Annotated in this window: 19 protein-coding genes; 10 read left to right on the top strand and 9 right to left on the bottom strand. The window is 61.1% G+C overall.

Annotation, left to right across the window (positions count from 1 at the left end; all coding sequences use genetic code 11):
- Positions 1–29: 29 nt before the first annotated feature.
- Together ACOYXH_RS10155 and ACOYXH_RS10160 are read right to left on the bottom strand one after the other, a co-directional pair.
- The gene (locus ACOYXH_RS10155; protein WP_095049967.1) at positions 30–248 is read right to left on the bottom strand and encodes a hypothetical protein; all 219 of its coding nucleotides are present in this window, start codon (positions 246–248) and stop codon (positions 30–32) included.
- Positions 249–318: 70 nt separating this feature from the next.
- Positions 319–1254 (bottom strand): LysR substrate-binding domain-containing protein, encoded by a 936-nt coding sequence (locus ACOYXH_RS10160; RefSeq protein ID WP_095049968.1) that lies wholly within the window; start codon positions 1252–1254, stop codon positions 319–321.
- A gap of 287 nt (positions 1255–1541) precedes the next feature.
- On the opposite strand from ACOYXH_RS10160, the gene ACOYXH_RS10165 reads away from it, so the two are divergent.
- The 5 genes from ACOYXH_RS10165 to ACOYXH_RS10185 all read left to right on the top strand — a co-directional run bounded on the left by ACOYXH_RS10165 (position 1542) and on the right by ACOYXH_RS10185 (position 6831).
- Complete coding sequence (locus ACOYXH_RS10165; RefSeq protein WP_095049969.1) at positions 1542–2471, top strand: LysR family transcriptional regulator; 930 nt, start codon at positions 1542–1544, stop codon at positions 2469–2471.
- 116 nt (positions 2472–2587) lie between these two features.
- On the top strand, positions 2588–4099 hold the full coding sequence (locus ACOYXH_RS10170) for a GMC family oxidoreductase (protein WP_460064367.1): 1512 nt from the start codon (positions 2588–2590) through the stop codon (positions 4097–4099).
- A gap of 19 nt (positions 4100–4118) precedes the next feature.
- Positions 4119–5576 (top strand): aldehyde dehydrogenase family protein, encoded by a 1458-nt coding sequence (locus ACOYXH_RS10175; RefSeq protein ID WP_095126550.1) that lies wholly within the window; start codon positions 4119–4121, stop codon positions 5574–5576.
- Complete coding sequence (locus ACOYXH_RS10180) at positions 5573–6604, top strand: catalase family peroxidase (RefSeq protein ID WP_245398052.1); 1032 nt, start codon at positions 5573–5575, stop codon at positions 6602–6604. The genes ACOYXH_RS10175 and ACOYXH_RS10180 overlap by 4 nt, the downstream gene beginning before the upstream one ends.
- Positions 6601–6831, top strand: a complete 231-nt coding sequence (locus ACOYXH_RS10185; RefSeq protein WP_095049973.1) for a hypothetical protein — start codon at positions 6601–6603, stop codon at positions 6829–6831. Before ACOYXH_RS10180 ends, ACOYXH_RS10185 begins: the two co-directional genes overlap by 4 nt.
- 46 nt (positions 6832–6877) lie before the next feature.
- Here ACOYXH_RS10185 and ACOYXH_RS10190 read toward each other — a convergent pair whose 3' ends face one another.
- Positions 6878–8557: an MFS transporter gene (locus ACOYXH_RS10190; RefSeq protein ID WP_460410635.1), complete on the bottom strand. Its 1680-nt coding sequence runs from the start codon at positions 8555–8557 to the stop codon at positions 6878–6880.
- A 270-nt stretch (positions 8558–8827) separates the two neighbouring features.
- On the opposite strand from ACOYXH_RS10190, the gene ACOYXH_RS10195 reads away from it, so the two are divergent.
- The 4 genes from ACOYXH_RS10195 to ACOYXH_RS10210 are packed head-to-tail and all read left to right on the top strand — an operon-like array spanning position 8828 to position 15117.
- The gene (locus ACOYXH_RS10195; protein ID WP_095049974.1) at positions 8828–9949 is read left to right on the top strand and encodes an AAA family ATPase; all 1122 of its coding nucleotides are present in this window, start codon (positions 8828–8830) and stop codon (positions 9947–9949) included.
- Positions 9946–10380: a bpX5 domain-containing protein gene (locus tag ACOYXH_RS10200; RefSeq protein WP_095049975.1), complete on the top strand. Its 435-nt coding sequence runs from the start codon at positions 9946–9948 to the stop codon at positions 10378–10380. The genes ACOYXH_RS10195 and ACOYXH_RS10200 overlap by 4 nt, the downstream gene beginning before the upstream one ends.
- Positions 10380–12209: a hypothetical protein gene (locus ACOYXH_RS10205; protein ID WP_095049989.1), complete on the top strand. Its 1830-nt coding sequence runs from the start codon at positions 10380–10382 to the stop codon at positions 12207–12209. Before ACOYXH_RS10200 ends, ACOYXH_RS10205 begins: the two co-directional genes overlap by 1 nt.
- Complete coding sequence (locus ACOYXH_RS10210; protein WP_258709782.1) at positions 12202–15117, top strand: bpX6 domain-containing protein; 2916 nt, start codon at positions 12202–12204, stop codon at positions 15115–15117. The genes ACOYXH_RS10205 and ACOYXH_RS10210 overlap by 8 nt, the downstream gene beginning before the upstream one ends.
- Positions 15118–15130: 13 nt before the next feature.
- Here the strand turns inward: ACOYXH_RS10210 and phnE are convergent, their stop codons facing one another.
- The 6 genes from phnE to ACOYXH_RS10240 form a co-directional block, all read right to left on the bottom strand.
- Positions 15131–15898 (bottom strand): phosphonate ABC transporter, permease protein PhnE, encoded by a 768-nt coding sequence (phnE, locus tag ACOYXH_RS10215; RefSeq protein ID WP_460064379.1) that lies wholly within the window; start codon positions 15896–15898, stop codon positions 15131–15133.
- Complete coding sequence (locus ACOYXH_RS10220) at positions 15895–16719, bottom strand: PhnE/PtxC family ABC transporter permease (protein WP_095049978.1); 825 nt, start codon at positions 16717–16719, stop codon at positions 15895–15897. Before ACOYXH_RS10220 ends, phnE begins: the two co-directional genes overlap by 4 nt.
- Entirely contained in the window at positions 16713–17510 is a 798-nt protein-coding gene (locus ACOYXH_RS10225; protein WP_460410636.1) for a phosphonate ABC transporter ATP-binding protein, read from the bottom strand. Before ACOYXH_RS10225 ends, ACOYXH_RS10220 begins: the two co-directional genes overlap by 7 nt.
- Positions 17507–18370 (bottom strand): putative selenate ABC transporter substrate-binding protein, encoded by an 864-nt coding sequence (locus ACOYXH_RS10230; RefSeq protein WP_220558788.1) that lies wholly within the window; start codon positions 18368–18370, stop codon positions 17507–17509. Before ACOYXH_RS10230 ends, ACOYXH_RS10225 begins: the two co-directional genes overlap by 4 nt.
- A gap of 129 nt (positions 18371–18499) precedes the next feature.
- Positions 18500–19219, bottom strand: coding sequence for an SDR family NAD(P)-dependent oxidoreductase (locus ACOYXH_RS10235; RefSeq protein WP_095126555.1), 720 nt, complete (start codon positions 19217–19219; stop codon positions 18500–18502).
- Between the two features lie 89 nt (positions 19220–19308).
- Entirely contained in the window at positions 19309–19701 is a 393-nt protein-coding gene (locus tag ACOYXH_RS10240) for a RidA family protein (protein ID WP_427120708.1), read from the bottom strand.
- A 115-nt stretch (positions 19702–19816) separates the two neighbouring features.
- Between ACOYXH_RS10240 and ACOYXH_RS10245 the strand changes: the two genes are divergently transcribed.
- Positions 19817–20710 (top strand): LysR family transcriptional regulator, encoded by an 894-nt coding sequence (locus ACOYXH_RS10245; protein WP_123464320.1) that lies wholly within the window; start codon positions 19817–19819, stop codon positions 20708–20710.
- Positions 20711–20815: the final 105 nt, after the last annotated feature.

The following is a 20815-nucleotide window of genomic DNA, read 5'->3' on the forward strand; positions in this document are numbered from 1 at the left end:
GGATGAACTCCATCCGCTCCCAACGCGGCCTAGTTGCCATCGGCCACTTTTCGTTCGATCTCATCGATCTTGCGTTGCAGCGTCTCGGCGTCCTGCTCCTTTACGCGGTTAGACGAAGGCGTGATGACCTCATCAACGGCTTCGGTGTCATCGTCCCTGTCTTCAAGATCGCGCTTGACCACATTCACCGGTTTGCCGGAGGTGTCGGTGGGCGGGGCGTTCTGGATTTTGCTGTCATCGCTATTCATGGTGCTGACCTCCAGTGATGTAAACATTGGAGGTGCCGTTGCGGTGGGCGTTCGATATTTTTGCGGGGCATCAAACCAATGGCGGCTTGCGCATGCCGCGCAGCGGATCATCGAGCAATCTGAATTGCTCCAGCATGAAATCAATCAGCAAGCGCGAAGACGGCAGCATCCCGTGCCGGGTCGCAAACACTGCATGAATCATTTCAGTTCTCGGCGCCCAGTCAGGCAGGACCACGATCAGTTCCCCTCGCTCAATGAAGTCGTGTACCAACGACATTGGCATCTGCGCAACGCCAACGCTGTCGATCGCCGCGCAGCGCAGCATCGGCAGGCCTTTGGTAATCAGGTTCGGGCGATGCTGGAGGGTGAATTCCGAACCGTCCTGATGAAACAGAGTCCAGCTGTAATCGCGTTGCGGACTGCCATGATGAACACTGGGGAACCGGGCCAGATCTTCTGGTGCGCTCGGCGTGCCCAGACGACTCAGCAGTCCGGGGCTCGCAACCAGACACTGTGGCCGCTGGGACATGACGCGGCTGACCAACTCGGAGTCCTGCAGGGGCGGCGGGCGTACCCGTAACGCCAGATCGACACCCTCGGCGACCACATCGACCTGACGATCAGTCGCCTCCAGATGCACCTCCATGCGCGGGTGGATAGCCATGAAACGCGTGATGATTGCGCCCACGCACTCTTCCAGCAGTACGGATGGACAGGTAACGCGCAGCACGCCGCCCGGCTCGGCGTGAGTCAGGGCGATCGCGGCCTCTGCGGCTTCGGCTTCCTTGAGCATCGCACGGCAACGCTCGTAATAGGTTTGCCCCAGCTCCGTGACTGTGAAGTGGCGGGTGTTGCGGATGATCAGGCGCACACCGAGGCGCTCTTCGAGCTGGGCGATGCGTCGGCTCAGATTGGACTTGGGAATGCCCAAGGCGCGGGCGGTCTGCGCGAAACCGCCATGATCCACCACCATGACGAAGTACTGAAGGTCATTGAGATCCAGCACGGTCGTAATCCATTCAGTCAGAAGGCGCTAACTATACAAGGCGGATCGTCCCTTGTATGGGAAACACCAGTCCGTTTTTGCGACTACCGCGATGGGTCAGCGGGGTTTTAGATTGCCGACGTTGAATGTCCAGGCTGGCGTGGCCCCGCTGATCAATTTCAAGCCGATCGTCAGCATGATGGCCAAGTTGGCTGACACTCTCAAACCACGCTTTGTAATAGCCTGAACCACCCCCGAGATCTGCGCGCCGGTTGCGCAGGCCTGTGCGATTTCTTTGGATTAACTACGTGAACAAACTCTGTGAGATGCATGCTTTCGTCATGGTGGTCGACACCGGAAGTATTTCCGAAGCCGCACGCCGTTTAGGGATGGCTAAATCGATGGTCAGCCAACGTCTGCAAAACCTGGAAAAACGCTTGGGCAGTATTCTGTTGGAACGCGGACGGCAGGCGCGCCTGACTGATTCGGGCGAGGTGTTTTATCGCTACTGCGTGCGCATTCTGGCTGAAGTCGAAAATGCCGAAGACGCTGTACAAGCCTCCCAGTCGAGCTTGCGTGGCAACCTGCGGCTGGCTGCACCGATGGCGTTCAGCATTCGCTATCTGACGCCGATCCTGTCGTCATTCGCGGTGCGTTACCCGCAATTGCAACTGGATGTCGAATTCGACGATCGGTATGTCAATCTGCACGAAGAGCGCTACGACGCCGCAATCCGTATTGGTGAGCTGCCTGATTCTTCATTGGTGGCGAAAAACATCACCGCCAACCGCCACGTCATTTGCGCCAGCCCCGACTATCTCGCTGCTCACGGTACACCACAGACGCCGCAGGAACTGTCCCGCCATTTCGCCATGCTCTATGTCAATCGCGAGCCCCATGGCATGTGGACGCTGCCGGTGAACAACACGCTGGAGTCGTTTCGCGTGCGCTGTCGCCTGCGCACCAACAATGCCCATCAACTCATGGAAGCGGCCAAGGCCGGCATGGGCCTGGCGATTCTGCCGACGTTTCTTGCCGCGCAGCCGATGGTCGCTGGCGAACTGCAAGAGGTGTTGCCAGCGTATGCACCGCGCGGCGGAAATATCTCGGCGGTGTATCGGCAATCCCTGCGCGCTTCACCGAAACTGCAGGCGCTGATCAGCTTTCTCAGTGAGCAGATCGGCAGTCCACCCGCGTGGGAAAAGCAGCTTGCCGAGCATGCTCGCCAAAGGCAGTGAGTCGTTCGGAATTAACGAAACCCCGATTCGGTTTTTGCCTGCTTATGAGCGTGTGAGTCCTTCCATATGCTTGTTCCCAACAGACGCCACTCCTGCGTCTGACAGGGAAGAAATGCATGAAGAACACCCTTGATACCGTCGACGTACTGATCGTCGGTGGCGGTTCGGCTGGTGCAGTGTTGGCGCGGCGTCTGAGCGAGAACAGCCAGCGCCAGGTCGTGCTGCTGGAAGCAGGCAACAGTTTTGCCGTGAACGACTATCCAGACATTGTCGCCAACAGCGACATTGTCGGTGCCAATGGCAACCCGCAGTTCGAGTGGGGTTACAAAACCCGGGCGGGCTACATCGAGCATCCGATTGGCGCCGTGCGCGGCAAAGTGTTGGGCGGCAGCTCTGCGATCAATGGTGCCGTGGCGATCCGGGCACGGCCCAGTGATTTCGCGCGCTGGAATCTGCCGGGCTGGGGCTATGAAGACCTGCTGCCGTTTTTCAGGAAACTGGAAAGCCACAGCCGTGGTGACAGTGCTTTGCACGGGCATGCCGGGCCGCTTCCGGTACAGCAACTGAGCCATCTGGATGTCACGCCAATGCAGCGGGCATTTATTCAGGCGACTTTCTCCTACGGCTATAAAATCATCGACGACTTTGATGGCGCCGATGCCAACGGGGTTGGTCCGTACCCGATGAACGTCGTCGACGGTGTGCGCATCAACACCGGTATGGCCTACCTCAACGATGAGGTGCGCACTCGTGGCAACTTACACATCCGCCCTGACAGCCTGGTGGATAAGGTCTTGTTCGACGGTCAACGCGCGATCGGAGTGCAATTGAGCGACGGCACGCAACTGCGCGCCGCTGAGGTCATTCTTAGCGCGGGCAGCTATGGCAGTGCGGCGATTCTGCTGCGTTCCGGCGTTGGTCCGGATGCCGATCTGCGGGCATTGCAGATTCCCGTGGTGGCAACGCTGCCAGTCGGCCAACAACTGCAGGATCATCCGTTTTACTACAACGCCTACGCGGCCAATCCACGCTTGATTGGCCGTCAATCCCCGGCCATCGGCGCCAAACTCTGGTCCCACAGCCGCAGCGCGGAGTCCGGCGATCTGGACCTGCACATCACTGCGACGCACCTGTTTCCCCACGAACAGAGCCCGACCAACATCGGCTTCGTGCTGGCGGTTGCGCTCACGCGGCCACGGTCCCGAGGCACGCTCACTCTGGCCAGTCGCGATCCGCTTACAGCGCCGATCATCGATCTGAATTTTCTCGCCGAACCCGAGGACCGTCAGCGCCTGCTCGACGGCATTCGCCTGGCCCGCAGGATCGGTGGCACAACACCGTTGAACGCCCTGATTCACAGCGAACTCAATCCGGGGGCGGGGGTTGCGTCGGACGAAGCGCTGTTGGCCAGCGTCCGGGCGAGCCTGGACACCTATCACCATCCAACTTCAACCGCTCCGATGGGTGTGCCCGGTGACAAGCATGCCGTGGTGGATTTGCAGGCCCGGGTCCTTGGTCTGCACGGGCTGCGCGTGGTCGATGCGTCGATCTTCCCCGATGTGCCGTCGGTAGCCACCAACATCACTGTGATTGCTTTTGCGGAAAAAATCGCCGCGCTTTACGCCTAATTGTCAGGACGATACTGCTATGAACAACACTCCCGTTTTGAATTGGATCGATGGCCAATGGCACGATTCCGGTATTTACAAAGACTCGATTGACCCCGCGACGTATGAGCAGATTGGTTGTTATGCCGAGGGGAGCGCGGATACCGCGCAACGGGGCATTGAAGCTGCCCTGCGTTCGTTTGCGCAGTCCTCTTGGAAAGACGATCGCGCCCTGCGTGGCACGGTGCTGCTGGAGCTGGCGGAGGCCTTCGAACGTAACGCCGAAGCGTTGATTGACACACTGGCGCTGGAAAACGGCAAGATCCGTCCGCAAGCGGAATTTGAAGTGCGCATGGTGCCGTCCAAGTTGCGTTATTACGCGGCGTTGGCGCGTACCGAGTATGGGCGCGCAGCGGAGCCGACACCGGGGCGGATTTCCCTTGTATTGCGCCAGGCTGTCGGTGTGGCAGGCATCATCGTGCCGTGGAATTCACCGGTGGTGTTGATGATTCGTTCGCTGGCACCGGCGTTGGCCGCCGGTTGTACAACTGTGATCAAAATGCCGGGGCAGACCGCCCAGACCAATGCATTGGTCGCACGCATCATGAGCGAGGCGCGGTCACTGCCGCGCGGTGTGATCAATCTATTCAGCGAAGCGGGCGCGGCGGGGTCTATACATCTGGTCGAGTCGCCAAAGGTGCCGGTGATCAGTTTTACCGGCAGTACCGGCACTGGCCGGGCGATCTCGGCGGCAGGGGCGCAACACCTCAAGCGTTTTGGTCTGGAACTGGGCGGTAAAACGCCGATGCTGGTGTTCAACGATGCCGATCTCGAGGCGGCCGTTCCGGTGCTGCTCAAAGCTTTGACGGTGTTCGCCGGCCAGTTCTGCATGACCGGTTCGCGACTGCTGGTGCAGCGCGATATTGCCAAGGCACTGACTGATCGTCTGGCGGCCGTTCTTGAGGCCGTGCGCGTGGGGCCCGCAGCAAATCCGGCCAGTGAAATGGGGCCGTTGATCGACAAAGCCAATGTGCAACGGGTCAATCAAGTGGTCGAGCAGGCAATTGTCGATGGAGCGCAAGTGATTGTGCGCGGTGGGCCGGTCGTGGAAGGGCCACTGGCTAAAGGCGCGTTTTATCGACCGACATTCTTGCGTGTCAGTGATCCAAACATGGCTATTGTCCAGCAAGAGACCTTCGGGCCGGTGCTGACCTTGCAGGTATTCGACAGCGAAGCCGAGGCAATCGAGTTGGCCAATAACAGCGAGTTCGGTCTGGCGGCCAGCGTCTGGACCCGTGATGTCGATCGCTCGTTACGCGTTGCCCACGAGTTGGAGGTCGGTACCGTCTGGATCAACGATTGGGCCATGGTGTTCGACGAATTCGAAGAGGGTGGCTGTAAGCAATCGGGGCAGGGCAGGCTTAACGGTGTGGCGGCCATGGATGATTTCATCGAGTACAAACACATCGCACTCAATCCCGGTCTGCGTCAGGCATGAATGCCGTGTGCTTGCAACGCTTGCTGATCGGCGCCGTGCTGGCCGGGACGCTGGCATCTTCCTCAGCCTTGTCTGCCAACGACACAAGGAATGACACGATGGCCCCAGAGCCGTTGTACGACGCTTTGCTCGATGCGCTCAATGCCACCTTCGGCCGTCATCCGGGGTTTCGTGCGACCCATGCCAAAGGCCTGTTGGTAAACGGTACATTCAAGGCTTCGCCGAACGCCAGCACCCTCAGCCGGGCTGCGCATTTGCAGGGGCAAACGGTGCCGGTGGTACTGCGGTTCTCCAACTTCAGTGGCGTACCCGCCACCGCTGACGGAGATCCGCTGGCCAGCCCGCGTGGTCTGGCAGTTCGGTTTACCCTGGCCGGCGGCGAGGTCACCGATATCGTGACGCACTCGTTCGACGGCTTTCCGGTGGCCACGCCCGAAGATTTTCTGATCTTCCTGCAAGGCATTGCCGCTAATGTCGCCACACCTCCCGATCCGCTGCCCCTGCACAGCTTTCTGGCGAGTCATCCACGGGCGCGGGCTTTCCTCGATGCACCGAAACCGGCGCCGCGCAGTTATGCGGGGCTCGAGTACTTCGCGGTCAATGCTCTGGTATTCAGTAATCATCGGGGCGTTGAAACAATCGGCCGTTACCGTATCGAGCCACTGCTCATGCAGCCGCTATTGAGTGACGCCGAGGCAGCGGCGAAGCCGGCGGATTACTTGCAGTCGGAAATGGCAGAGCAACTGGCCAAAGGATCGCTGACGCTGCGTCTGGTGTTGCAATTGGCGTCAGCGGAGGATGCTATCGAAGACGGCTCCGTTGCGTGGTCGCGTCAGCATCAGGAGGTCGAGTTGGGCATTTTCAGCCTCGACTCACTGGCGCCGGCCGATGCGCAGTTCGGCGCCCAGCAGCAGTTGGCCTTCAGTCCGGGACGTTTGCTTGACGGCATCAGCCTCAGTGCCGATCCAATGACACTGGCGCGGGATCGCATCTATCAGCGCGCGGTACTCCGGCGACAGCAACGATGAGCAGCCCTTCGGGGGCCCGTTGGAAGCAGTGGGTATTGTCATGGCTGATCGTTTTGCCGCTGTCGGTGAGCATGCCCTGGGGATTGGCGGCGCTGCTGGAGGTGGCGAACCTGCAATGGCCAGCATGGCTGTTCAAAGTGGTGGTGGCCGGGTTGATCTCTTTCAACATGGTCTACTGGATGCTGCCGTTGAGCGCTAGGCTGACGGCGCGCTGGTTGCTGCGTTGAAACCTGCGCGTCGCCCTCCACTGACGGGGAGGGCGACGCATCGGGTTCAATCCTTGAGAATGTCGCGATCCTTGGTTTCCGGCAGGAAGAACGTGCCCAGTATCGCTGTCATCACCGCAATCACGATCGGATACCACAAGCCGTAGTAGATATCCCCGGTCGCGGCGACCATGGCAAACGCCACCGTCGGCAGGAAGCCACCAAACCAGCCGTTACCGATGTGATACGGCAGCGACATCGAGGTATAGCGGATGCGGGTCGGGAACAGCTCGACCAGCCACGCGGCAATCGGGCCATAAACCATGGTCACGTAGATCACCAGCACGGTCAGCAGGAGCAATACCATTGGGTAGTTGGTTTTCGCCGGGTCGGCTTTCTCCGGATAACCGGCTTCCTTGAGCGCGGTGCCGAGGGTCGCGGTGAACGCATCGTTGCGGGTCTTGAAGTCGGCGGCCGGCAGGGCGCTGCCTTCGAAACTCTCGACGACTTTATCGCCGATGCGCACTTGTGCGACGGTGCCCGGCTCGGCAATCACGTTCTCATACGGGATCGCCCGTTTTGCCAGCAGGGTCTTCGCCAGGTCGCAGGAACTGGTGAATTTGGCCTTGCCCACCGGGTCGAACTGGAACGAGCACTGATCCGGGTTGGCGATCACTTTGACCGGGTTCTTCTCCTGGGCGATAAACACATCAGGGTTACCGTACTGGGTCAGCGCGTGGAAGATCGGGAAGTACGTCAGCGCCGCCAGCATGCACCCGACCATGATGATCGGCTTGCGCCCGATCCGGTCGGAAAGGCTGCCGAAAATCACGAAGAACGGCGTGCCGATCAGCAGCGAACCGGCGATCAACAGGTTGGCGGTTTGCGGGTCGATCTTCAGCGTCTGCAGCAGGAAGAACAACGCGTAGAACTGCCCGGTGTACCAGACCACCGCTTGCCCGGCCGTGCCGCCGAGCAATGACATGATCACCACTTTGAGGTTGTCCCAGCGCGCGAAGGATTCGGTCAGCGGCGCTTTCGACGCCTTGCCTTCAGCTTTCATTTTCTGGAACACCGGTGACTCGCTCAGCTGCAGGCGGATGTACACCGAGACGATCAGCAGCAGGATCGACAACAGAAACGGAATCCGCCAGCCCCACGCTTCGAAGGCTTCAGTGCCCAGCGTCGTGCGGCAGGCGAGGATCACCAGCAGCGACAGAAACAGGCCGAGGGTCGCGGTGGTTTGAATCCACGAGGTGAAGAAGCCGCGCTTGTTGCGCGGCGCGTGTTCGGCCACGTAGGTCGCGGCGCCGCCATACTCGCCGCCGAGCGCCAGGCCTTGCAGCAAGCGCAGGGTGATCAGAATGACCGGCGCGGCGACGCCGATGGTCGCGTAGCCGGGCAACAGACCGACTATCGCGGTCGACACGCCCATGATCACGATGGTGATGAGAAACGTATGTTTGCGCCCGATCATGTCGCCGAGCCGGCCAAACACAATCGCCCCGAACGGCCGCACCGCGAACCCGGCGGCGAAGGCAAGCAGGGCGAAGATAAACGCGGTGGTTTCGTTAACGCCAGCGAAGAAGTGCTTGGCGATGATCGCTGCCAGAGAGCCATAAAGGTAAAAGTCGTACCACTCGAAAACCGTGCCAAGGGACGAAGCGAAGATAACCTTGCGCTCCTCCTTGGTGATGCCGCCGCTGCGCGGTGGACTGCCGGTGGATGCTGTGTCGATTGTGGCCATGAGTGTTCTCCGTCGTGCTTATTGTTGTAGGCCGGAGTCCCTCGTTACTGCTTGTCGCACTCTGGCCTTGTGGCATATGCCGCCATTGCTCCCGCGTGAAACTTGCACAGTCTGACCGCCTCGCATCGCTGCAAGGTTTCCTGAAGCATAATCAGCTTTTGTCAGATATCCACTCGCGAACTTGACCGTAGTGGCGATTAAAGATCACTCGCCGGCGGCCGATACCTGCCGACCAGCCCAATCAGAATTCATTTTTCAGGGAAGATGCCCATGAGTGCTTCATTGCAGAGCGCTGCCGCGCAAATCCGTCAGGCCGTACGCGTCGCCACCGAAGGTCTTGTGGGGCGTGAGCAGTTGGCCGAACTGATTGTTCTGGCCGCCGTGGCACAGGAGCATATTCTGGTCATCGGCCCACCAGGCACCGCGAAAAGTGCAGTCGTGCGCCGGGTTGCGCAATCGATGGGCGGGCGCTATTTCGAGTATCTGCTGGGGCGGTTTACCGAACCTTCGGAACTGTTCGGCGCGGTCGACCTGAAAAAGCTTCGCGAAGGCACGGTGGAAACTGACGTCAGCGGCATGCTGCCTGAAGCCGATATCGTTTTCCTCGATGAGGTGTTTCTCGGTTCGACGGCCATTCTCAACACGCTCCTTGGCGTGCTTAACGAGCGGCGCTTCCGGCGTGGGCATACGCAGATTCAGTGCCCGCTGCGGGTCTGCGTCGGCGCCTCCAACGGCTTGCCCGACGATGAAGCGTTGGCGGCGTTTGGTGACCGCTTCCTGCTGCACCTGTTTGTCGAGTCTGTGCCGGACAATCAGCTGGAAGCGATGCTCGCCGGCGGCTGGCAGTCCGAGCAACGCCCGGTTCAACAGTTGCTCGGTCTGAGCCAGCTCGACACTCTGGGTCAGGCTCTGAAGAGCGTTGACCTGAGCTCCGTGCGCCCGGCGCTGGCCCAAGCCATTCGCCGCTTGCGTGAGGCCGGCATTCAGTTGTCGGATCGACGCATCGTCAAGTCCCAGCGCCTGATCGCTGCCGCCGCGTTGCTCGGTGGTCGAGTGGAGGCCAGTGCCGCCGATCTGTGGCCGCTGCTGTATGTGTTGCCAACCAAGGAAACCCAGCAGCACGGCCGCGAGGTGCTCCGCGAGATGTTCACCCAGTCGAGCAACCGCCATCTGTTCAGCGCGGTGGAGGAGGCGACCCTGCAGCCGATGTCGCGGGTCAGCCGCCTGCTGGAAACCGCCGAGGATTATCTGGCGCGCACTGAACCGCCGGCCGGTGCCTTGCTGGAGGGGCTGCTGCGTGAGATCGACGCCAACTTCAACGACCTGACCATCCCGGCGACGTTGCACGACGTTCGCGGCCAACTCGCCCGTTTGCTGACGACTGCCGCATGAATGGCAAAGCGCTGAGTTGGCGCTGGCGCTCGCGGCCGGTGGCAGTGGCGCCGCAGGCTGCCGTGGCGTGGGGCGAAGCCGCCCGGCGTCTGCATGCGCGATTGCTGGCGATACCGGATGAACAGGCCACGCGCCTGCATGCCACCGCCAATCGCGACGTGCTGCTGGTGAGCGGCGCGGCGGCGGATCTGCCGTGGGTCGATGGCGTTGCCTATGCGGCGATGGACGAGCGTGCGCCCGGGCTTTGGTTACCCACCAGTTGGGAGCCGGATGTACCGACCGACCTGCTGGCGCACGCGTTGTCGCACCGCTTCTCGCGGGCGCCGCTGCTGCTGTGGCGTGATCCATCGGCGGTGGTACCGCTCGATCGGCAATTGCCGGTGAGCGCAGAACATTTGCAGCGAATTGACGATTTTTGGGCGGGGCGCTGATGCAGTTACCTGAATCTCTGCAACCGTGGCGCGAATGGCTGGAGTGGTTCGCCCCAGAACAACTGCCGCTTTTCGCCGATCTGCTTGGACGGCTCAACCCGGTACTGGGCCCGCTGCGCGGTGTGCAACAGGGCGGCGTGCCCGAGCCCGATGGCTTGGGCGATTTACAGAGGCGCGGGCCGTATGACCGGCTGCTGACCAGCGAATGGCTGCTGGCCGACGAAGTGCCCGACGAGTTTCTGCGCCGCGCGGCCGTGGGCGAACATCTGTTCCTCGCGCCGCAATATCGCGCGCAGCAAGCCAGTCGCCGGATTGTCGTGCTGTTCGATGCCGGGCCGTTGCAACTGGGCGCCGCACGCTTGGTGCACATGGCGCTGGTGATCCTGCTGGCACGTCGCGCGAAAGAGGCGGGTGCCGAACTGCGTTGGGGCATTTTGCAGCAGGAGCCAGCCTTGCATGAGGTCGATTCGGCGGCGCAGCTCAAACGATTGCTCGGTGCACGGACCTTCTCCACGGTGAGCGATGCGCATTGGCAGGCGTGGCGCAGTTGGCTGCATAGCGCGTCAATGCCGGTCGGCGAATGCTGGCTGGTGGGGCAACGTCTGCCGGCAACAGACCGGCAGACTTGCAGCCATCGCGTGCAAATCGCGCGAAGTCTTGATGGTTGCAGCCTGTCTGTGCACTTGCAGGCAACGGACACCCATCGCGTGCTATTACCGATGCCCGCTGAGCGTGCGGCCCTGCAACTGCTCAAAGGGCAGTTTGAGGGCGAAATCGTCAAGGCTGCGCCGACGGCCAAAGGTTGTGTGCCGCGGGTGTCGCTGACGCTACAGCCGGTGATTTCCAGCTCCGGCAGCCATGTCGCGCTGAAAATGCTCGATGAGCCCGGCATGGTGGTGATCAAGCTACCGGCGCAATACCAGAAAAAACCATTGGAAGTTCGTCGTAACCTCTGGAGCGCAGGACGTACGCCGCTGACGGCGCTGTTTTTTGGGGGCGCCATCGGGGCGGTCATGAGCGACCCTTTGCAACTGACATTCTGGAGTATTCCCGGTCTGAATCCGGTGGATAAACCGGGCCCGGAGGAGTTGAAGCTGCCGCCGGGCACGGGCAACTTCCTCCCGGCGGTCGGTTTGCATAGTCGCTCTGAAAGGCGATTGTATCTGCTCGATACTCAAGGGCATCTGGCCTACTGGACCGTGAAAAGGGACAAAAATATCGCCGCCCCGGAAACCCGCCAGACCCATCGCCTGGCGACCGATGTGATCGCCATGGCCAAGATGGCCGGTGATGCGATGGTCTATGTATGTCGTTCAGGCGGTCGGTTGTTCGCCCATCCTGTGCGTCTGGACACCGGGGCGAAGCAACCGTATGGATTGGGCCTTGCCGAAGGCGTCAGCCAGGTGCTGTTTGCCGGCATTCAGCGCGGGCGCAGCGCGTTCGGCGGCTGTGCATTGCTCACGATGAAAAACGACTGTGAGAGCTGGCGTGTGTACTCGGCCAATGACTTACCATCAGCGGCGCAATGCATCGATCTGGCCCGCGGCTGGAAAGGTATCGGTCTGCTGCAAGACGACAACGAGTGTTACTTGCTGTTGATGATCAGCCCCGGTCAGCAGGCCATCGCCCTCTGGCACGGCGATGACATGGAGACGTTGTTCACCACCAGCGAGGTGATTGCCAAGGTCAGCTTCTGTCCGTTGAGTGGTCTGGTGGCTGTGCTGACCAGCGCCCGCGAACTGCTGGTGTACGCGGTGCCGCAGCGCCTCCTGCGTTTGCAGGTGTTTTGTAATGAACAGCCGAAAAACAAGGACGACAGCCATGCTTGAAAACGCCGCGGCGTTGATCCGCCGCCCGGTCTTGAGCGGTCACCAGCGCATTGAGGGCCTGTGGTTTGCCGCTGAACGTTTCGCCCAGCACGAACGCGAGCGGTTGATCATCGAGCATTGGCAGACCGCTGCCAGCGCTTACCGTTTCGCCGATGGTGATCTGCTGCGCTTTGCTCAGCCACTGACCGTGCAGTGCGAGACCTTGCTCGGCTGGCCGTTGATTCGTCAGGGCAAGACGCTGTGTTCAGCCGTACTCGACCCGCAGGAAATGCGCGATCTGCCGGCCGCCGATCTCTGGCTGGTGCGCGGCAGCCATGTCAGTGCTCTGCATCTGCGCGATGCCGACGTGTTGGCGCCGGGTGAGTGGATTGATATCAGTGGCGTGACGTTGCTCGACACCTATGACTGTCGCAACGTATTGCCGCCGCCAGTGCTCGAGCCGTTGGAAGTCACCAGCGATGTGCGCGAGATTCTTGGCAAAAACCTGAAACCGGTCAGCCCCGAGCAGCAAAAGACTCTGCAAGCGCTGATCGCGCGTCAGCAGAAGGCGCCGCAGGTATCGCCCGATGCCGCCGTATCACCGGCGAGCGCCGGCTGGACAGTGCCTGATGACGCGCCTCTGCCGTGGCTGAAACTCAGTGTGACGCTGGTGTTGCTGGTGGCGGTGTTCTGGATGGGCGCTCAGGGCCGGCACACCGAGGTGAACGCCGTGACGCCCGCGCCGGCGACGTCGCTGTCGGTGCAGATCGGTGCTGTCGTGGTGGGCACGCTGATTGCCGGGGTCGCGTTGACCCTGTTGCTGTTCGGGTTGCGTCATCTGTTGCGGCGCGTGGCGTCGGTGCCGTTGCCATTGCCGGGTGCGCCGACCCACTCGGCCACAGACATTGCGCCGCGGGCGCGGCCACACCAACATAAACCAGCGCTGTGGCGTCGCTGGGTGACGCGCCTGACCCGGCACTCGCGGCTGTCTGCGCTGTACGGCAGGCGTCAGGCAGCCTATATGCAGCGCATGTTCGAGATGTTCGAGAACGGCGATTATGAAGAGGCGCTGCGCCATGCGATTCCGCTGGGCGGTGGCGAGCACAGAGGTGAGCAGTCATTCGGCACCCCACAGCGGCGTCAGGATCTGTCGATCAGCCAGCACCAGGGGCTCGCCCGCTCGATGGTCTTCGAGCAAGACGTCGAGGGGCATCTGCGCCAGATCTACCGCCAGACCTTCCAGCGGCTCGACCGTGAAGGCCGGATAGAGGAGGCGGTGTTCGTCCTCGCCGAACTGCTCAAGGTGCAGCAGGAGGCGCTCGACTATCTGGAAAAACACGGCCGCCAACAACAGGCCGCCGACCTCGCGCTGGCCTGGGACATGCCCGCTGCGACCATCGTGCGTCTGCTGTGCCTGGCCGGTAACTGGCAACGCGCCTTGCTGGTGGCGCGGCGCGATGAAGCCTTCGCTGATGCTGTGGCGTTGCTCCAGGACAAATGGCCGTTATACGCCGAGCGCCTGCGTCTGGAGTGGGCCGAATCCTTGGCACGCAAAGGCCTTTGGTTGCAAGCCGTCGAGGTTGTCTGGCCGCTGCTGGCAGAGCGCGAGCGCGCCACGCAATGGTTGTTGAATGCCGAAATGGCCGGTGGCAGCCTGGCACTTGGAGCGCTGGTGAAACGGGCAATTCTGCTCCCCGACACCTTGTTCGCGTACGCCGATCAGGTCGAGCAATTGCGTGATGATCCTGCCCGCTACGCCGAGCGGGCGGCACTGGCCGAAAGCCTGTTGCAGCACAAGGCGCACGCCACCGAGTTGGCCTGGTTGGCGAGCGCCACCGTCCACGCGATTATTGCCGATCAGGTGGGCGGGCAGGGGCGTTTGTCTCTGCTGCAGTTGCAGGCACTGGTCAGCATGAGCAAGGACAAACTATTGCAGGCCGACCTGCCGCAGCAACTGCCCGCACGACCTGCACCCTACACGCAGGTCACCGGCAGCGAACCCCTGCAATGGACTGCGCCGGACATGGGCAGCCGAATGATCCGGGACGCCGTGCCGCTAACCGATCAGCGCTACTTGCTGGCATTGGGCGAGGCCGGCGCAGTGGTGGTCGATGCGCATGGCAACACGCTCTACCAATTCGCAATGCCTGCGCAATACATCGTTCTGGCCCATGGGCGGCAGGTCGCATTGCTTGTCGCTCGGCGCAATGAAGTATGGCGTATCAGCAAAGTGGATCTGGTCACGCGCGTCGCAACGGATCTCGGCGTGCAGATGTTCAGTGCGTTCAGCCGCACATTCAACGGTTCGAACTGGACCATCGGCCGTGGGCGACAACTGCGGGTGGTGGATGTCGATCGTGGATTCGAAACCCTGTGGCACGTGAGCGATTTGCCCGGAGAGGTCATTGGCATGAAGGATGACGCGTGCAACGAATCTGTATGGTTGAGTGATGCGCAAGCGGGCCTGGAGTTGTGGCACTACCGGTTACCTGAGCGACGACTGATGAAGCGAATGCCGGTGCCTGCGTTGGGTATCGACCAGCAGTACTTGCTCAGCGCTGACGGGCGATTGGAGTTCATGCGTGTGGAGCGTGAAAGCGACGAGGTTTCGGTTCTGGTGTTCGGTGGTGGGACTGATTGCAACAACTACAGCCTGCCGGATTGTGACTTCGAGCAAGACCATGATGAGTTGGTGGAAGTGCATTTGCATGAGCACTGCCGGCTGATCGGTTACCTGATCAACGACCACGACATGCGCTGGCACTTCATCGCCAGGACCAGCAACCGCCTCGTTGCGACACTGCAATGGCCTCGACAGGGTGTGCGGGTACGTTGTGTCGGTAGCGATTTCCTGCTGTTTGATGATCAGGGACGCTTGAGCCATTTCAATATGGACAATGTCACGCAACACAACCTTTCGCTGAACTGAGTGGTGAGCCGGCCTACGCTTTGACCCAGCGTTGCCGGCTCCACGCACTCAACCAGTCGACCACAAACACCAGCACCAGCATCGCCAGAATCACCGTGCTGGCTTGCGCTTCCTGAAACAGGCTGAGGCTCACATAGAGCATCTGCCCCAATCCGCCAGCGCCGACAAAGCCGAGCACGCTGGCCATGCGGATGTTGTTTTCCCAGCGGTACAGAACGTAGGCGAGCAGTTGCGGCGCAAGGTTCGGCAGGGTGCCGTAGCAAAAGGCGAGGAGCGGATTGCCGCCCTGTAAACGAATGGCTTCGGCCGGTTGTGGCGGGGTATTTTCCAGCGCTTCGGCGAACAAACGACCGAGCACCCCAGTGGTGTGCAGGGCGAGGGCGAGGGTACCGGCGTTCGGGCCGAGGCCGGCGGCGAGCACCATCAGCGCGGCCCAGACCAGTTCCGGAATCGCCCGCAAGGCATTGAGCAGCAGGCGCGAGGCGCTTTGCAGCGGCCAGCCGAACCGTCCGGCGGCGGGCAGGGCGAGAACGATGCCGAACACGGCGGCGAGCAGGGTGCCGAGGGCCGACATCGCCAGAGTTTCCATCGAACCATGCAAGATGGCTTTCAGGTAATCCGCGCTCAAGTCCGGGCTGAGAAAACGCTGCACATACGCGCCCATCTGCTTGAGGCTGGTGGCGCTGCCCACCTCACCCAGATCGAGCCCCAGATAAGCGAAAGACGCGATGACCGCCAGCGCAATACCGGCGATCAGCAGCAAGTTGATCAGCCGGTTCATGTCAGCCTCCAGCGCAGCAGGCGACTGAGTTGGTCGGCGGCCAATACCAGCACCAGGAAGCACAGCAGAATACTGGCGACTTCACCGCCGGCGAACATGCGGATCGACAGGTCGATCTGCTGACCCAGGCCGCCGGCGCCGACAAACCCCATCACCACTGACGCGCGGATCGCGCATTCCCAGCGATAGACCGTGTACGAGAGCAGTTCTGACCCGACGTTGGGCAACGTGCCGTAAGCAAACGCCGCCAGACGGCCGCTGCCAGCCTGCAACAGTGCGTGCGCCGGACGCTGATCGGTCGATTCAAAAATCTCCGCATAGACTTTGCCGAGCATGCCGCTGTAGGTGATGGCGATGGCCAGCACACCGGCCGCCGGCCCCAACCCTACGGCGCGCACAAACAGCAGCGCCCAGACGATTTCCGGCACGCTGCGCAGGAAAATCAACAGTCCGCGCACCGGCCAGCGCAACAGACGCCCCAGTCGGCTCGGCACGCCACCGCGTGACGCGGCAGACAGCGACAGCGCACGACTGGCGACCAGGCCCGCCGGTATCGCCAACACCAGCGCCAAAGCCATGCCGGCGGTGGCGATGGCCAGAGTTTGCAGGGTGGCTTTGAACAGTAACTGCAGAAACGCTTCGTCGTGCGCTGGTGGCCAGAATTGCGCGACAAAACGGCCCATTTCATTCTGGCTGTCGGGGAGCAATACGCCCAGATTCAGCTCGCTGAGCTGAATGCCCGGCCACAGCAAAGCAATCGCCAGCAACGTCAGCAGCAGACGCGGCCATGCGGCGGGATCGCGTGAATCGGCTTTCAGCATCGTGGAATCTGCACAGTCAGAGGTGCCACCGCAATGGTCGGTGATTGCAGTTTTTCATTGGCGTAAAGCGCGTCGAGCATTTCCGGGGTGACGCGATCAGAAGGGCTGTCGAACAGAATCTGCCCGTCGCGCAGACCGATGATTCGCGGGAAGTGCGACAGCGCCAGATCCACCGCATGCAGGCTCGCCACCAGCGTTACGTTATGTTCGAGAGCATGCCGCGAGAGGATCGACAGCGTGTGCCCGGCCATGACCGGGTCCATGGCTGACACCGGTTCGTCGGCCAAGAGGATTTCCGGCGCCTGATACAACACGCGGGCGATACCGACGCGTTGCAACTGGCCGCCAGACAATTGCTGGCAATGGGCGAACAGTTTGTCGCCCAGGTCCAGTCGCGCCAACGCCGCGCGCGCACCGGCCACATCCAGCGGATGCAACAGGTTCAAAAGACTTTTACCCAGACTCCATTGGCCGAGCTTGCCGGCCAGCACCGCCGTCACTACACGCTGACGCGGTGGCAGTGGCGGCGCCTGATGCACCAGGCCGATCCGCGCGCGCAGACGCTGACGCTGGCGGGCAGACAAGTGCCAGGCGCGTTCGCCGAGCACTTCAATCTCGCCGCTGCTGGGCCGCAGGGCGGTGGCCAGCAGGTTGAGCAAACTCGACTTACCGGCCCCGGACGGGCCAATGATGGCGACCTGTTCACCAACGCCAATCTGCAAGTCGACACCGCGCAGGGCGTCGACTCCATTGGCGTGGCGCAGGCTGCCTTGTTTGAGGCGTAGGGTCATTTCAGCAGTTCGGCGGCGCGGGCGGCTTCCTCGATGCCCTTGTAGTTCTCGGGCTTGGTGTCGATGAAGCGGCTGGCCGCTTGCAGATCAAGAATCTTCTTCTGCTCAGGGTTGGCCGGGTCCAGATCAAGGAAGGCTTTTTTGATCTTCGCCGCGAGCGCCGGGTCGAGGGTGCCGCGCACGGTCCAGTTGTAATCGAAGTAGGTCGGGGTGGTGGCGAAGACTTTCACTTTGTTGGTGTCGACCTTGCCGGCGTCTACCAGTTTCTGCCAGACACTGGCGTTCAGCACACCGGCGTCAACCTTGCCAGCCTGCACCCAGGCCACGGTGGCGTCGTGGGCGCCGGAGTAGGCGACACGGCTGAAATAGCCCTCAGGCTTGATGTTGTCGTTTTTCAGCATGAAGTAACGCGGCATCAGGCTGCCGGAGGTCGACGACACCGAACCGAAGGCGAAGGTCTTGCCCTTCAAGTCGGCGAGGCTATGCACATTCGGGTCAGCGGTGATGAATTTGCTGGTGAACTGTGCATCCTGTTCGCGTTGTACCAACGGGATTACTGGCGTCGTTGCGTCAGTTTTCAAACGTGCCTGCACAAAAGTGAAACCGCCGAGCCAGGCCATGTCGAGGCGATCGGTCGCGAGTGCTTCAACCACTGCCGGGTAGTCCGCCACCGGGACGAACTGCACTTTCATGCCCAGTTGTTGTTCCAGATAAGCACCCAGCGGTTCGAACTTGCGCAGCAACTCGGTCGGGGCTTCATCGGGAATCGCGCTGACGCGCAAAACGTCGGCCGCTTGGGCCATGAATGCAGAAAAGGACAGGGCCAGGCCGGCGGTCAGTGCCAGTGTTCGTTTGAGCATGGAATTCTCCGTTTCGTGAGCGTCAAAAAGTGTGAAGAGCTGAACCAGGGCGCTACGTGAGGGTAGACGAATCGGCGAGGTTATACGTATTCGCACGCGTAAAGGCCAGCGCCATCAGGGCAGGAATGGTCAAAAGCGTTCGTCGAGTATTGCCGGCAGGGTGAGCTCCTTGACGTAGCTGGCCGAAGACAGACTCAGAATCATGCGCACCACCTGAACGACATCGTGAACTGGAATCAGCTGACCCTCGCCACGCTGCGCAGCCAGATCTCGCGGCGTGCTCAGCCGATCCTCGGTGTTGAGATACCCCAGATTCAGGCAAGTCACCGCCAGACGCTGCTGTCGGTAGCCTTCGCGCAGCGTATCGGCAATCCCGCGCAGGGCGAATTTGGAGGCGCCGAAGGCGACTTCCGGACGCCCGCTTTGCGGCAGGCCTGAAGTCGATCCGGTGAGGATGATTCTGGGGTGGGGGCTTTTCAGCAGAAGCGGAAGCAGGCGTTTGATCAGCAGGATTGTTGCGCTGATGTTGCAACTGACGATGGCTTGCAATTCGTCGTCCGGACTGTCGAGAAAGTCATAGGCTGGATCGAAAGCCGACTCTTCCCAGATACCGAGGTTGTAGATCAGCGTATCCAGCCCATCGTCGACGACCGCATGCTCGATGGCGTGCGCGGCTTTGGCCGGGTTCATCAGATCGGCTTCCACCCAGCGTACTGGATGCTCTGCCTCGCACACCAAACCTTCGGGACGCGTGCGGGACACACCAATCAGCGTGTCTCCCGCGTTACCCAAGCCTTCGATAAAAGCTCGGCCCAAGCCTTTACTGGCACCCACCACCAAAATGTTCATCGATCCTCTCCCTGATCTGAATGCTGATGTGGGGCAGCATGCAAACAGACGACCTCTGAAATGGCAAACGAATGGGTGTGTCCGGATATTTACGGCAACCTGGCAATCACCTTGATCTCGAAATCAAACCCATACAGCCACGTCACACCAACCGCCGTCACCGTCGGATGCGGCGCCTCGCCCCAGAACTCGGTCAGCACCACATTCCAGATCGTCTCGAATTTCGACTGGGGGTCAACGATGAATACGGTTACATCGACCACGTCATCGAAGCTGGCACCGGCCTCTGCAAGGATTGCATTGAGGTTAGTGAACGCCTGACGCACCTGATTTTTCAGGTCCGGCTCTGGCGTGCCGTCCTCGGTGCTGCCGACCTGTCCCGAAACAAACAGAAAACCGTTGGAGCGAATGGCGGGCGAGTAACGGTGGCGTTCGTAAAGCGTGCGGCGTGCGGATGGAAAAACAACATCGCGCTGAGTCATGGAAGTGTCTCCTTCATTTGAGTTGATGGAGCCACTGTAGGTATTTGCAGGCCAGCGATAAACGCGCAAGCTTGGCGTTCACTGTTTGTGAAATCCAAACAATCGAGGGCGCACCTTGGACCGTTTTGACGCAATGCAGGCCTTCGCCCGGGTGGTCGAGGCGGGGAGTTTCACCAAAGCGGCGGAAACCTTGCACATGAGCAAGACCACCGTGACCCAACTGGTTCAGCAACTGGAGGCGCGCCTGCGGGTGAAGTTGCTCAATCGCACCACGCGCAAGGTCAACGTCACCGCCGATGGCGCGGCGTATTACCAACGCGTGATCCGCTTGCTCGCCGACCTCGATGATGCCGAAACCAGCCTGCCCGGCGCGGCGGCATCACCTTCGGGCCGGCTGCGAGTGGACGTCCCGAGTCCGCTCGCACGGTTGATTCTGGTGCCGGCCCTGCCCGAGTTTCACGCGCGTTATCCGGATATCCAGATCGACATGGGCGTCAGCGACCGTATTGTCGACATCATTGATGAGAACGTCGATTGCGTGGTGCGCGGCGGCGAACTCATGGACCTGTCGCTGATGGCACGCAAGGTCGCCGATCTGCAGTTGGGGGTGTTTGCCGCACCGCAATACCTGGCGCGCGCGGGCATTCCCGCGCACCCGAGAGACCTGGAAGACAGCCACCATCGCGTGGTCGGTTTTCTCTGGGCACGCACCGGCAAACCGGTGCCATATGCCTTGCACAACGCCAGCGAAAACCTGCAAATCAAGGGACGGCACGTATTGGCAGTCGATGACGGCAACGCCTACCTCGCGGCAGGCCTGGCGGGCATGGGCGTGCTGTGGCTGCCCAAGTACATGTCTGCCGCCCATCAAGCGCGTGGCGAGCTGGTGCCGCTGTTCGAAGACTGGAAACTCGCGCCGATGCCGCTCTACATTGCTTATCCGCCGAACCGGCATGTCAGCCTGAAATTGCGCGTGTTTATCGATTGGGTCGTTGAGTTAATGGCGTAGCAGCATTGTGGTGCAGTTATTGCTAGCCGGTGTGCCAGTGCCGTCAAAAAACCAACACAATCAGGCGACTTGAAAGACTGCAGTGATGAGATGCGTGGCTTTCAA

This window comes from Pseudomonas sp. Mb7 (assembly GCF_054790525.1).